We start from the raw sequence: 13,718 nt of genomic DNA, 5'->3' as shown, positions 1-13,718 counted from the left end.
TAGATTTTGCACAGTGAACAGACATAAACTTGTTAAATTGCACCAAGTTAATACGAATTTATAATCCTTTATTTAATTTTTAAAAGTTAGGCATTCTTATTGCATAACTTTATCAAACGTTCAATTTTATTCGTCTCAAGGTTTGCCGATGCAGTTAAAAAGTCGTTTGATGCAGCTCAGTTCTAAAGAAAAATCTTGGCTCCCCTGGTTTGGAGCTAATGGTAAAATCGCATTAGGTTGGTCATGTTTTGTTAACCGCAGCATGTACCCAGCCGTTGAGCAAACCTTTGAAGGCATAGCTGCCACCCGTGTTAAAATATTGCAAATGTGGGTGCGTTCTCATTGGGAACATCTGGAATCTGTTATTGAGTTATTAGACTTGCAAACGCTGAATAATAACCAAAGTTTGCTTCTTAAGAAAAAAGCCAGTGCGCCAGATATTTCTGAGTTATTTTTGCTCGACCCTGATGGCAAAGTCATTTTATCTACTTATTCAGGTCGCGCCGGCAAAATACATCAACAAAACAAAGCACTCCAGAGAGCAAAAGATAGCAAGTTCTTACATGGCCCCTATACCGACAATTTAACGCTTGAAATAGGCCCCTCAAGCTCCAAGTTTCACGACGAAGTGACACTGATGTTTTATCAACCCATTCGGATGGATGGGAAAACCATTGCGTTTTTGTGTGCTCGTGTACCCAATGATGTACTGGGCGATTTGATTCAACGTGAAGCGGGCCACATTTACCAAGAATCTGGCGATAACTATTTGTTTATGGTTAAGTCTGATTTTGATCCCAGCATCCAAATTGGCACGGCACTTTCTCGTTCAAGGTTTGAAGATAGTACTTTTAGTCATGGTGAAAACTTAAAGTCCGGTATTCATACCGGCTATGGTGTTGTTCAAGTTAGACGTCATACCGAATTTGAAATCCGCTTTACCGACCCAGCGACCGGCCAATTGCACCCTGGGGTGCGTGAAACCATACGCAACGGCGAAAACCTCTTTGTCACCTACCCTGCATATTCTGATTACCGTCATATTCCGGTGATAGGTAAAGGGGTTACCTTTTCACTTGAGGGATCTGATGATACCTGGGGCATGATGTGTGAAGGGGATTTAGAAGAAGTTTACCGCCGCCGCTCAATTAACCTGGGTTTAATGAAAGTTTATTTAACTATGCTGATAGTTATTTTAGGCACAGAGCACGCTTTATTAACCTTAACTGACTTACCACAATGGTTGGCTACTGGCATTACCGCTGGCTTAGCAATAGTCAGTTGTTTTGTTTTTTCCGCGTTTGGAACCAATAAAGTCAGTAAAAGACTGAATGAAATGACCTCAGTGATCCGAACAATTGCTGAAGGAGAAGGTAATTTAAGTCAACGTTTAGATGCCAGCCGCATCAAACATGACGAAACGGGTGATATGAGTCGCTGGATCAACAGTTTTATCGACAACCTAGATGGCATTGTCGGCCAGGTCATTAGTGCATCATTAAACGTAAAAGAAACAAATGAAACCATGGTCGAGCGGAATCAGGAAGCGCGCACGAGTTCTGCTCAGGTTCACCAATCGATGCAACATATGCAAGAGTTGATCGAAAAACAACGAGAAGTCATTTTAACGGCCGCAGATACCGCGGAAAATATGAAAACGACGATGGCAAATGTCGTTAAAAAGGCTAAAGAAGACTATCAAGATGCGCGCGCCGGCACCCAAGCGATACGGGATATCGTTGATAAAACCGCGCATAGTGTGCAGTCGATCGATGCGCGTATGGGTGAAATCGGCAATATCATTAATGTGATCACTGAAATTACTAACCAAACCAACCTACTGGCATTAAACGCCGCCATTGAAGCCGCAAGAGCAGGCGAACACGGACGAGGGTTTTCTGTGGTTGCCGATGAAGTGCGAGGGCTTGCTAGTCGCACCGCTGAAGCAGCACAAGATATTCAGTCTATGATTCAGGGTCTGCAAGGAGAAACTCAAGAGGCCGTAAACTTTATGGAATCAGGGGTTAAAGATGTTGATCAAAGCCTTAAATTAACCGAAGCGGCTTCAAGTGAAAACCAAGAGCTGCATGCGATTGTTGAGCAAATGTTTGAAACCATTAGTGTGATCGAGCAAAACAGTTCGCGTAATGGAGAAACAGCGCGTAACGTTACCGAAGTCAGTGCTAAAATGGCTAAAGCCATTGACGAACTGGCCGCTAGCTCTAACTTGGTTGACACGACCGCCAACCGCCTCCAACAACTTGTCAGCACCTTTGAAGTTAGCAGCCACAGATAGAGGGGTGCACCCCCCTCTTTTTTGCAAGTACAAATTTATCGACCTACCTATGGGCACTTTGATCAATTTTCTGTAAACTACTCATTTGTTTAAAATTACCTTATCTATTTTTAATGGTCTAAAATAGTTAAGTCGAAGTCAAAAACGAGGATCTCGGTTTGTTTGATAATAGCCAAACTTTTTCAGTTACCAACAGCACAATTCAGTTACGCGATCCAAGAAAAGAGCTTTTATTAATTACCGCACCTGAGTATAAAAATATTTTAGTGACACGCTATACTGTTGAACTGACAGACATGCAACCCGAGCGTCGTCCACACGTTAAGAACCTCTATTTGCACGAAGTTTTTAAACGGGAAAAAACCTTCTTTTTTGTTAAAACCGGTGAAACTGAATACCAAATTGATTTAAAATATACCGCCAAACCTATTTCTCAACTGAAGTTTTAAACATGTTCGAGCATATTTTGCAGTGGCTCTCTGAGAACCAGTTTTACGTTAATATAGCTTTTGTTTTTATTTCTTTTATCGCCTTATTGGTATTATTGCGGCCTCTGCTACTTTGGTATTTTGGTTATTATAAAACCCACCGAGAGCTGTCGTTGTTAAAACAAGAAGTGACGCAACAATCAAATCAAATTGCAAGCTTACAAGCTCAGCTTAATCACACCAGTGTCGCTAAAGATCCAACAGAGGCCAGTGTAACCATCGGCAGTGAGCAAGTGCCACAGTTAACGCATCAGATTGAAACGCCCAAAACCGAAAAAAATAAAAAAAAGGCCCGTGAAAAACACGAGCCTTGGTTAGATTTAAGTTAACTGTTTATTCAGCTGCTAGTTTCCAATTGACTTGCTGGCCGGCAAAAAACGGTACCATTAAACTGCCGTCAGCTAATGTTAATTGTTCTGGCAAAGTCCAGCTTTCTTTGACCAAGGTTATCTGACCTGAGTTACGGGGTAAACCATAAAAATCGGGTCCATTATGGCTAGCAAAAGCTTCTAATTTATCTAATGCGCCTAAATCATCAAATACCTGCGCATATAACTCAATCGCACTCCAAGCACTATAACAACCGGCGCAGCCACAAGCTGACTCTTTTTTAGATTTTTCATGCGGTGCTGAATCCGTGCCTAAAAAGAATTTTTTAGAGCCAGATTGCACTGCAGATCGCAACGCCTTTTGATGCGTATTTCGCTTTAATACAGGCAAACAATAGTTATGTGGTTTAACACCGCCCACTAATAAATCGTTGCGGTTTAATAACAAATGCTGCGGGGTGATAGTTGCCGCTAAATTATCTGGACCAGCAAGAACAAACTCTGCCGCATCTGCGGTCGTAATATGTTCAAAAACGACTTTAAGCTGAGGGAAACGGCTCACGATATCTTGTAAATAACGCTCAATGAATATTTTTTCGCGATCAAAAATATCAATTTCATGGTCAGTCACTTCGCCATGAATTAATAACAGCAACCCTTCCGCCGCCATAGTTTCAAATACAGGGTACAAAGCGGTTAATGTTTTAACTGCAGCATCTGAATTAGTCGTCGCACCTGCTGGATATAACTTGCAAGCAACTGCGCCAGCGGCTTTGGCCGCTTTTATATCAGCGGCTGTCGTTTGATTCGTTAAATATAACGTCATTAATGGTTCAAAGCTTTGCCCATCAGGCAGCGCTGCTAAAATACGCTCACGATAATTATTTAACATGTCCGCGTTGGTAACCGGCGGCACAAGGTTAGGCATAATGATTGCGCGGTTAAAACAGCGTGCGCTGGCTGGCACAGTTTCCTGTAACATAGCACCATCGCGCAAATGCAAATGCCAATCATCTGGTGTTTGTATGGTAATTTTATTCATTATTTTATTCCTGTATAGACTGCTGGCTATTGGCCTGTACCGCCAACGACTAATTCATCAAGCTTCAAGGTCGGTTGACCAACCCCAACAGGCACACTTTGGCCGTCTTTGCCGCATACGCCCACGCCTAAATCCAGTTTTAAGTCATTGCCAACCATAGACACTTTTTGCATAGCTTCTTTGCCATTGCCAATCAAAGTTGCACCTTTAACTGGTGCAGTGATTTTACCATCTTCAATTAAATAAGCTTCAGAGCTAGAAAAAACGAAATTACCTGACGTAATATCAACTTGACCGCCGCCAAAGTTTGGGGCATATAGGCCTTTTTTAACTGAGCGAATGATTTCTTCTGGATCGCTCTGCCCACCCAGCATATAAGTATTAGTCATTCGCGGCATTGGCAAATGAGCGTAACTCTCGCGGCGCGCGTTACCTGTTGAAGCCACGCCCATTAATCGAGCATTCATTTTATCTTGCATGTAACCACGTAAAACGCCTTTTTCTATCAGAACATTATAACCACCGGGTACACCTTCATCGTCAACATTCAGTGAACCTCGGCGATTGGCGAGTGTGGCATCATCCACAATAGTGCATAGGTCAGAAGCCACTTTCTGTCCCATCTGTCGACTATAAACAGAGGAGCCTTTGCGATTAAAATCACCTTCTAAACCATGACCAACAGCTTCATGCAACAAAACACCAGGCCAGCCAGAGCCTAATACGACCGGCATGCTTCCGGCCGGTGCAGCGACCGCTTCAAGGTTCAATAGTGCTTGGCGCACCGCTTCTTTCGCATAACTGTGATATCTAGGTTGCTCACCGTAAGGTTCAAAAAAGTAGCTATAATCAGTACGACCGCCTCCGCCACAAGAACCTGATTCGCGACGCCCATTATGATCGACCAATACAGTACAGTTTAAGCGCACCAGAGGCCGCACATCTGTCGCTAATGTGCCATCACTCGCGATAATTAATACTTCTTCGTAAACAGCAGATAAACTGGCGATCACCTGACTGACTTTATTGTCTTGCGCGCGCGCAACCGCCTCAAGATCTTTTAACAACTGAACCTTTTGCTCTGGTTGCAAACTGCTAAAAGGGTCTTGTGCTTGATAAATCTTTTTATAACTGACCTCAGGTGCCGTTTTAACGCGAAAGCTCGCACCTGAACGGCTGATACTGCGTGCGGCATCGGCCGCTGCGCGCAATGCAGTGGCGTTGATTTCATCTGAGTAAGCAAAACCAGTTTTATCACCATCTACGGCTCTTACCCCCACCCCTTTTTCTAGGTTAAACGAAGCTTCTTTAACAATACCGTCTTCTAATACCCAAGATTCGTGACGACTCGATTGGAAAAATAAATCAGCATAGTCCAGTTTATGCTGATGCATAAAAGATAAATTTTGTTCTAGCGTATCAACATGCAGATCGTTTGCGATCAACAGGTTATCAACAATTGTGCTCATACGACTCACTTAAAATAGTTTACGATGTTTTAAATTAGGCATTTTTGCCCGTATTTCATTCAACCGGTTTAGCTCAACCGTGGATTCAGCTAGGCCTGTAGCCATTTTTTGACAATGTAAAATTTCGCCCCAAGGGTCGACTACCATAGAATGACCATAGGTTTGACGACCATTTTCATGTTGGCCTGTTTGATTAGCTGCTACCATAAAAACTTGATTTTCTATCGCACGGGCTTGCACCAAGGGTTGCCAGTGAGCGGCCCCTGTCAACTGGGTAAACGCACTTGGTACACAAATGATATCGGCACCTTGTGCTTGCATCGCGCGGTAGAGTTCGGCGAACCTGAGATCATAACAAATACTTAACCCTATTCTGCCAAGCTCAGTATCCACCACCACAATTTGCTCGCCTGCTTCAGTCGTTGCACTTTCATGGTAATGACGTGTTGAGTCAGCCACTTCAACATCAAATAAGTGCATTTTATTATAATGTGCAACACAGCTTCCATCGGGCGAAAATAGCAAGCTTGCCGCCAGTATTTTATTGTTTTGTTTGCTTTTTAACGGCATGCTACCAGCAAGGATCCAAACCCCTTTTTTTTTCGCTTGGTTGGCAATAAAGTGTTGAATTGCACCTTGGCCAAACTCTTCAGCAACCGTTAATTGCGCATTTTCATTGCCACCAAAACAGGCGAAACATTCAGGCAATACGACCAAAGTAGGTAGGGTTTTATTGAATTGATTGAGTTGCTCACCCAGCCAACGAAGGTTTTTTTCAACAGAAGGTGCTGAAGTCATTTGCACGGTAACTAACGAAATCTTCATGTTTGCCCCCATTGCGTTTATTTTTTAGTGTTTTTTAACTGTTTATTTTTCGGGATTTTAATTTCTTTGCTCTCCCGTCCAGTTTCAACTACCTTAGGAGTGTCAATAGTACCATGAATTACAAATTCTATTTGTGAAATTACATCAGCCGATTCGATCACCTGATCTATAGCTAACGCAGCAATACCAGTGACAGGGTTAACCATCCAAGCAATTAAAACCGGTAAGCTTGACGTTATTTTTGGGCTAAATTTAACTTTATAATTGAGAGTTTCATCAACTAAATTGGTACTACCACGAATATCCATATTCCCGGCCACACCATCCATATGTGTATTGTCAGTATGCACCACCCCATTTTGAATGGTTAAATCTCCTTTCAAACTGTTGTAGAACAGGCCTTTACTAAAAACGTCCCGAAAATCTAAGCGGAGCTTTCTGACCAAAGAATCAAGGCTTAATAAGCTTAATAAACGTGCACCTTTATCTGAAACTTCGGTTAAATAACCTTCACCTAAACGCCAATTAACTTCCCCATTCATAAGACCAGTTTGCAAAGACATAGGTGCATTTGGCCAACTAAAACTAAATTCAGCATCTGCTCTAGAGTCTCTAATCGCAGAGCTTAGCTGATAATCACGCAACCACCAGCCAAAATCATCACTGTGCAACTTGCCTTTTAGCCTAGTTTGACTTTTATTATTCGCTCCCATTCGCCAAACGCCATTGGCTTCAACCCAATTACCACGATAATTTAATTTAAAACCCTGCAACGAGATATCTTGTGGGGAAGTACGGACTAATTTTAAATCAACTTGGCCAAGATTTTTTTCTCTAAATTGGCATTGACGGCAAGTTAAACTAATATCTGGCAAACTGTTAAAAATATCTCGAATCTCTTGCTCGTCATCCGCACTTGGCACTTGTTCAACTAACTCTGATAACTGAGGATCGAACCGCATACGTTCAGCTGATATTTGAATACCCTCTCGGTATAAATCAGTATTGAAAGTGATTAACCCATCAAACTGCTCTGCACGCAATTTAATTTGCCAATTGTCGTTGCGGCGCTGCAAATCAATATCTGTATTATGCCAATTCAGAGGACCTAAGCTGAATTCGCCCAAACGACCACGTACCCGCTCAGGTAAATCTATCACTGGCTGTTCACTACTTTTTTGCTGTCGTTCACTATCTTCAGTGATATCGCTGAGTAAACTTAAATACGATGAAAAATCAGCTTGTGGCAGGTATACAGCAATGTTGAAACCTGTCGCTGGTTGCGATAACAAATCTTGCCCGAGCACCAAATAGGCTCGGCTAAAACGAGCCATTTGATGCGGAAGCACGGCATTAAAGAATAAATTTTCTCCTGACTCTAGTTCGATTTGGCTGATGTTTTGGTCACCTTTGACCAAGAGTCGGGTAAAGCGCTGAAAGTCTTTGTGTTTGTTGTAAGGTTGCGGCAGTGAAATTTGAACCCCTTGCAGATCCGACACCATATCGAGACGATAACTAAAACCTTCGTTAGGAAAAGTTAACGCTAAATGTCCTTCAACCTTGGCGTTGCCTTTCAGTCTATCAGACATTTTTAAATAACCCGTTTGCGCCAATATGGCATCAACAGGCCAGTCGCCAGATAAAGCTAAATCAACCTGATACCCTGAGTCTAATTGTTGGCCAGTTAAATCCACTTGGTAAGGGACTGGCCCCCAATCAAAAGACAATTTTTTGGCATCTAGCTCGTCCATATCAAATTTGAGCAAACCATTAATATGAGTGAGTTCAAAGTCAGGTCCGCTGATGGTCATTTTATTATTGGCAAACCAGATCTCACCACTTGCATTTAAATCACGACTACGTTGCAAAGGTATCATAAGGTTAAGCCTGTGTTTAATGACACCTTCAATATTGAGCTGTTCCAATGCTGTGCCAACTGACGTTTTCAAACTGCTATTTAAAAGAATATTAGTTGCTTGGCTGGCTTCAGCTTGAACGTCGGCGGCAATCGTTAATGTAATATCTGGGTCCAATAAATCTGGAATATTGGCGTTAAACTTAATTAATTTGGCCCCTAATAACTCACCTTGTTCGCTCGTGAGCGATAAACTTTGGTTGTTAAACGTAAGTTGCATCGCCAAATCATTCGCTACCGGCCAATCAGGTTGAAATTCAAATTCACTGTTTTGCAGTGTCAGTCGAGCCAACATTTTTCCGCTATGATTATTTTCAAACGGAAAATCGACTGGAGGCCCTTCAAAAACCAATTGTGCCTCGGCGAGTTGGCCGCTTATTAAGGAACGTGATAAATATGCGTAGGTTTCAGCGCCCAGAATTTTTTCTGGCAATAACTTTTTAACGTCTGTCAGTGCCATTTCGGGTAACGATATAAACATCGACAATTGGTTTTCACGCTCTATTTCATTATGCAATACAACAGAAAAATCAACGGCATGATGGTTAAATTCAAATAGCTCAGGTTGCACTAAAAAACGCCAGTTTTGCTCGCCAAGCTGTTTCAACCGAGTAGTAAACTGGGCCGCCAGGGTAACTTCATTATCCGCATAAATCGCTGGCCACTGCACCGATTGTTCAGGCACCTGCCAAGCGACATTAACAAAGGATTGATCGCCGATAAATTCGGCGGTGACATTATCTAGTTTGGGCAATGACATTTTTGGTTTTAATGAAAGGTCGATCAGGCGACCACGAGTTAACCAGCGTTCATCATTAAAATACGAAAAATATACAGATTCGAGTGCAGGCTGCCCACCTATCGCTGACATCAGTTCGCCGCTCTTAGCTGGCAAGTCTAACAGTGGTAAAATACTTTTAAGCGGCTGAAGGTTTAGGCGTTCACTGTACATATGCCAGTTTTGTTTTTGTTTACGTAGCTGTAAATTAATATTCGCCCAATACTCATCTCCTTGAGCGATACTTAAATCTTCTAAATAAAAGCGTGCTTCTCCTTCACTAAACGCACCTTGCAAGTGACCACTAACTAACTCTAGCTGAGCTGATTTGTCACCGATAAACCAGCTAACTTCACTTGGCTCTAGGTTTAATAAAAAATCCTGCGGTCGACTATCAGCAATGTTAAACCAGCCTTCAAACCTGACTTTACTTTGCAAATTTTTAACGTTTTGGTTTAAAAAAGGTTTTAACCAAGGCACTAAGTTTACGCCATCTGACTTAAGATAAAATTGGCCATCATATTGGCTTTCTGAGCTACCGTTGAGCTCTATCATAAACGCTAATTTATCTTCATTTAGCCCTTCTAAAGAAAATTCCCCAATACTTTTATGTTGCTCATCCTGATTAGACCATTTAAGTTGATGAACTTTAATTTGATGTGCTTCGCCACTGGTGGAGATCAAAGTAATATAGCTGTGGGTTACATCAAAACGATGAAAACGTTCTAGAAAAATTGACTCTAGTAGATCAAGTACTGCAATTTCTTCACCAGTTTTTTGTGCTTGATTCACTTTTTGCAAATCAATCACTAGCTCCACCCCATCCAATACAAAGTTATTCACTATGGGTTTTTGGTTTAGTAGGCTCTGCCAAAAATTAAGCTCTAAATCGACTGAATCAATAGATACTTGGACACCGGTTTTTTCACTTTGCTCAACGATAAAAGAAAAGTCTTGCAGCCTAGCTACCGGACCTGTTGCATTCCAGCCTGCGGATAAAGATTCAACGGCAATGGGTTGCTCAATTTGCGCTGATACCCAATCGACTAAGTAGTTTTTATATTGGCTAGTGTATGGTAATAATAAGCGCGCTAAACTCAATAATAATGCGAGTGTTACCAGCAGCAAAGCAGCTGTTAGCCAGATTTTATGAATGATAAAAACAAGCGCGCGTGTGATTTTCACTAAATCATAACCACGTCATAATGTTCTTGGCCATATAAGGCTTCCCCTTGCACCTTAATTTGTTTGCCAATAAAAAGCTCCAATTCAGCCATCGAATGTGACTCTTCACTGAGCATATACTCACAAACACTGGGTGCGGCATAGATGATGAATCTATCTGCATCATAAGCTCTGTTCACTCTGACCACCTCACGCAGAATTTCGTAACATATGGTTTCAGTCGTCTTCAAGCTACCTCGCCCTTGGCAACAAGGACAGGCATCACACAAAATATGCTCCAAACTTTCGCGGGTTCTTTTGCGAGTCATTTCAACCAAACCAAGTTCAGAAAACCCATGCACATTGCATTTAGTTCGATCGTGTGAAAGCGCTTGCGTTAAGCTATGTAGTACGCGTCGTCGATGATCTTCTTTAACCATATCGATAAAATCAATAATAATGATACCGCCCAAGTTTCGTAACCTAAGTTGTCTGGCGATCGCCTGCGTTGCCTCTATATTCGTATTAAATATAGTATCTTCTAAATTACGATGTCCAACAAAGGCACCTGTATTAATATCAATAGTGGTCATGGCTTCGGTTTGATCTATGATCAAATAACCACCCGATTTAAGCTGTACTTTACGCTCTAGCGCACGCTGGATTTCGTTTTCGACATCAAAAAGGTCAAAAATAGGTCTAGCACCAGGGTAATATTCCAGCGAACGACTTAAATTAGGTACGAATTCATTTACAAACTCAAACAGTTGTTCGTATGCCAACTTAGAGTCAATTCGAATACGCTCTGGCTCAGTGCCAATAAAATCCCTTAAAATTCGAAACGCCAGGGTGAGATCTTCATACAAACAGCGAATTTTTCCGCTACTTTTTTTACGTTTAAGAATTTTATTCCAAACCCGTTGTAAAAATTGCGCATCCTGAATAAGTTCTTCTTCATCAGCCCCTTCTGCGGCTGTTCGGACAATGAAACTGCCATTTTCGTCATTCAACTGACTGACTAATTGTTTTAGCCTATCTCGCTCTTCAGCCGATTCAATCCGTTGTGAAACACCTAAATGTTGAGCGTCCGGCATGTACACTAGATAGCGTGAAGGTATAGTAATGTCTGTTGTCAATCGTGCCCCTTTGGTGCCGATAGGATCTTTGACAACTTGCACCACTATGTCTTGACCTTCTTTTACCAGCTCTTTTATATCACGAACAGGCAGTTGGCTCTCGTCTAGTGCTTGCTCTGTATCTATTTCATCGTGGATACGAATATCAGAGGCGTGCAAAAAAGCCGCTTTTTCTAAACCAATATCGATAAAAGCCGCTTGCATTCCAGGTAAAACTCGACTGACACGGCCCATATAAATATTACCAACGATGCCACGATTGCCTTGGCGCTCAATATGGACCTCTTGCAGACTGCCATTTTCAACCACTGCGACCCGGGTTTCTGTTGGGGTGACATTAATTAGCAGCTCAGCACTCATAGTTAGCCTATCTTTTTTAATAATTCTGATGTTTGATATAAAGGTAATCCAACAATCGCAGAATAACTGCCATTGATGCTTTTGACAAAAGCGCCGGCCAGCCCCTGAATGCCATAACCGCCGGCTTTGTCTGCTGGCTCACCCGTTTGCCAATAGGCCTGCATTTGGCTTGTACTCAAGGTGGCAAATTCAACGTCACTGATGACAAGTTCATGATGTAATTGCTCACCATGGCAAATAGCGACGGCTGTCATAACCTGGTGGGTTCGACCAGATAGAGACTGCATCATGTGTAAAAAATCTTGCTCGCCTTTAGGTTTCCCAAAAATCTCTTGTTCGCATACTACTATGGTATCGGCACCTAATACCCACCGGCTCTGATCACTATTGTGCCAACCTCGTTGCGCTTTTTCGTTGGCTAAACGGACCACAAACTCAGCGGGTAGTTCCCCTGCCATACGACGCTCATTGATTTCGCCATCAATCGTGGTAAAAGTCACATTTAGTTGCTGTAAAAGCGCTTTGCGCCGCGGTGAGCGTGACGCTAAATAAATAGCGGTTTTCATTAACGGATCCTTAAACCTCGGCGATATTTTCTTAATACAACAAAAATAACTGGCCACATCAATAAGTTAATTAAAATTGACCAAAGTTCCTGCGGGATAAAATACGCTGTGGTTAAAAAGTGCTGAACCCAATAGTCAGTTAAATGATAAAATGCACTGACCAAAGCAACAATAAAAGCCTGTTGCCATAACGATAAGTTCCTAATTTTTAGATAATTAGCAAGCGCTATAAATGCAATCATAGAATACACTAATGCATTAATGCCCAGCGTACTACCGAGTAAAATATCTAATAAAAACCCACATAACCAAGCAGTAACTATGCCACACCGATTTGGCAATGCTATCGTCCAGTAAAACAAAACCAATAACAACCAATCCGGTCGATAGGTATCTATTTGTTCTGGTAATGGTAACATTTCTAAAATAAGGGCTACCAATAATGTAATAATGATTAAAAACCGTGAACCTATCATTTATTTAACCCCACTCGCCATCGGGGTTTGATGCTTGTCGGTCGGTCGTTTTTGTGGTGGCCATAATAACAGCAAATACCGAACTCTATCTAATTGAGCAAACGGACGGGCGATAATACGAGCAAAACGTTGGCCTTCATTGGAGATCACAGAAGTGACTTGAGCGACGGGATACCCTTCGGGGTATCTTTGGCCTAACCCTGAGCTCAATAAAATATCACCTTCGCGGATATCGGTTGAATGAGGAACATAAGCTAACTCTAATCGCGATAGTGAACCACTGCCCACAGCAATACTGCGTACTTGGTTACGCTCAATCCGTACAGGAATTGCATGCGTATGATCAGTAATTAACAATACTCGACTCGTCGTACGACTCACTTCAGTAATTTGACCAACAATGCCATTCTCATCGAGCACAGGTTGCCCTTCAAATACACCGTCTGCAATGCCTCGGTTTAATACTAATTGATGGCTGGTTGGATTATTTTCGACCGCCATCACCTCAGTAACCATTTTTCTAAAATCTTGTCTAAGGGGCGAATCTAATAATGCCCTTAACCTGTCGTTTTCTCGTTGAATGAACTCCATTCTTTGAATACGTTCATTCAGGACCAAATAAGACTCGCGCAACCGTTGATTTTCGGCTAACAAGTCGCTGCGTGATGATAAAGATTCAGATGACCAGTTAAAAAACTTTTGAGGAAAATTGGCCGCATATATGATGGGACTCACAACAGAGTTAAGATAGGGTCGGACACGGTCAAAACCCTCAACCCTATGGTCAAGAAACATAACAACAAAAGCTAACAGCACTGCAAATAAAGCTCTCGTTTGCAGTGCTGGACCATTAGCAAATAATGGGGTCATTCGG

At 42.0% G+C, this 13,718-nt stretch carries 11 protein-coding genes; 3 read left to right on the top strand and 8 right to left on the bottom strand.

The annotated features are described in order from the left end of the window. Positions 1–148 precede the first annotated feature (148 nt). The 3 genes from C727_RS0105235 to C727_RS0105225 all read left to right on the top strand — a co-directional run bounded on the left by C727_RS0105235 (position 149) and on the right by C727_RS0105225 (position 3,113). Positions 149–2,296, top strand: coding sequence for a methyl-accepting chemotaxis protein (locus C727_RS0105235; protein ID WP_017444580.1), 2,148 nt, complete (start codon positions 149–151; stop codon positions 2,294–2,296). 158 nt (positions 2,297–2,454) lie between these two features. Then, the gene (locus C727_RS0105230; protein ID WP_017444579.1) at positions 2,455–2,745 is read left to right on the top strand and encodes a hypothetical protein; all 291 of its coding nucleotides are present in this window, start codon (positions 2,455–2,457) and stop codon (positions 2,743–2,745) included. Between the two features lie 2 nt (positions 2,746–2,747). Beyond that, positions 2,748–3,113 carry a hypothetical protein gene (locus tag C727_RS0105225; RefSeq protein WP_017444578.1) on the top strand — a complete coding sequence of 122 codons (366 nt, stop codon included), beginning with the start codon at positions 2,748–2,750 and terminating at the stop codon, positions 3,111–3,113. Positions 3,114–3,117: 4 nt separating this feature from the next. On the opposite strand, the gene pyrC is transcribed toward C727_RS0105225, so the two are convergent. The 8 genes from pyrC to mreC are packed head-to-tail and all read right to left on the bottom strand — an operon-like array spanning position 3,118 to position 13,714. Further along, entirely contained in the window at positions 3,118–4,155 is a 1,038-nt protein-coding gene (gene pyrC / locus C727_RS0105220; protein WP_017444577.1) for a dihydroorotase, read from the bottom strand. A gap of 26 nt (positions 4,156–4,181) precedes the next feature. Beyond that, positions 4,182–5,624 (bottom strand): metalloprotease TldD, encoded by a 1,443-nt coding sequence (gene tldD / locus C727_RS0105215; protein ID WP_017444576.1) that lies wholly within the window; start codon positions 5,622–5,624, stop codon positions 4,182–4,184. Positions 5,625–5,633: 9 nt separating this feature from the next. Beyond that, entirely contained in the window at positions 5,634–6,449 is an 816-nt protein-coding gene (locus C727_RS0105210; RefSeq protein WP_017444575.1) for a carbon-nitrogen hydrolase family protein, read from the bottom strand. Positions 6,450–6,466: 17 nt separating this feature from the next. Continuing rightward, the gene (locus tag C727_RS0105205; RefSeq protein ID WP_017444574.1) at positions 6,467–10,327 is read right to left on the bottom strand and encodes a YhdP family protein; all 3,861 of its coding nucleotides are present in this window, start codon (positions 10,325–10,327) and stop codon (positions 6,467–6,469) included. After that, positions 10,327–11,802, bottom strand: coding sequence for a ribonuclease G (rng, locus tag C727_RS0105200; protein WP_017444573.1), 1,476 nt, complete (start codon positions 11,800–11,802; stop codon positions 10,327–10,329). The genes C727_RS0105205 and rng overlap by 1 nt, the downstream gene beginning before the upstream one ends. Positions 11,803–11,804: 2 nt before the next feature. After that, positions 11,805–12,368, bottom strand: coding sequence for a Maf family protein (locus C727_RS0105195; RefSeq protein WP_017444572.1), 564 nt, complete (start codon positions 12,366–12,368; stop codon positions 11,805–11,807). Continuing rightward, positions 12,368–12,844: a rod shape-determining protein MreD gene (gene mreD, locus C727_RS0105190; RefSeq protein WP_017444571.1), complete on the bottom strand. Its 477-nt coding sequence runs from the start codon at positions 12,842–12,844 to the stop codon at positions 12,368–12,370. The genes C727_RS0105195 and mreD overlap by 1 nt, the downstream gene beginning before the upstream one ends. Then, positions 12,845–13,714, bottom strand: coding sequence for a rod shape-determining protein MreC (gene mreC, locus C727_RS0105185; RefSeq protein WP_017444570.1), 870 nt, complete (start codon positions 13,712–13,714; stop codon positions 12,845–12,847). Positions 13,715–13,718: the final 4 nt, after the last annotated feature.

The organism is Gayadomonas joobiniege G7, from assembly GCF_000300815.1.
Taxonomy (GTDB): Bacteria; Pseudomonadota; Gammaproteobacteria; order Enterobacterales; family Alteromonadaceae; genus Catenovulum; species Catenovulum joobiniege.
This window is presented reverse-complemented; position numbering and strand designations above follow the sequence as displayed.

Coding starts and splice junctions, on each gene's coding strand:
- C727_RS0105235 (WP_017444580.1), top strand. CDS start 149: ATGCAGTTAAAAAGTCGTTTGATGCAGCTCAGTTCTAAAGAAAAATCT.
- C727_RS0105225 (WP_017444578.1), top strand. CDS start 2,748: ATGTTCGAGCATATTTTGCAGTGGCTCTCTGAGAACCAGTTTTACGTT.
- pyrC (WP_017444577.1), bottom strand. CDS start 4,155: ATGAATAAAATTACCATACAAACACCAGATGATTGGCATTTGCATTTG.
- tldD (WP_017444576.1), bottom strand. CDS start 5,624: ATGAGCACAATTGTTGATAACCTGTTGATCGCAAACGATCTGCATGTT.
- C727_RS0105210 (WP_017444575.1), bottom strand. CDS start 6,449: ATGAAGATTTCGTTAGTTACCGTGCAAATGACTTCAGCACCTTCTGTT.
- rng (WP_017444573.1), bottom strand. CDS start 11,802: ATGAGTGCTGAGCTGCTAATTAATGTCACCCCAACAGAAACCCGGGTC.
- C727_RS0105195 (WP_017444572.1), bottom strand. CDS start 12,368: ATGAAAACCGCTATTTATTTAGCGTCACGCTCACCGCGGCGCAAAGCG.
- mreD (WP_017444571.1), bottom strand. CDS start 12,844: ATGATAGGTTCACGGTTTTTAATCATTATTACATTATTGGTAGCCCTT.
- mreC (WP_017444570.1), bottom strand. CDS start 13,714: ATGACCCCATTATTTGCTAATGGTCCAGCACTGCAAACGAGAGCTTTA.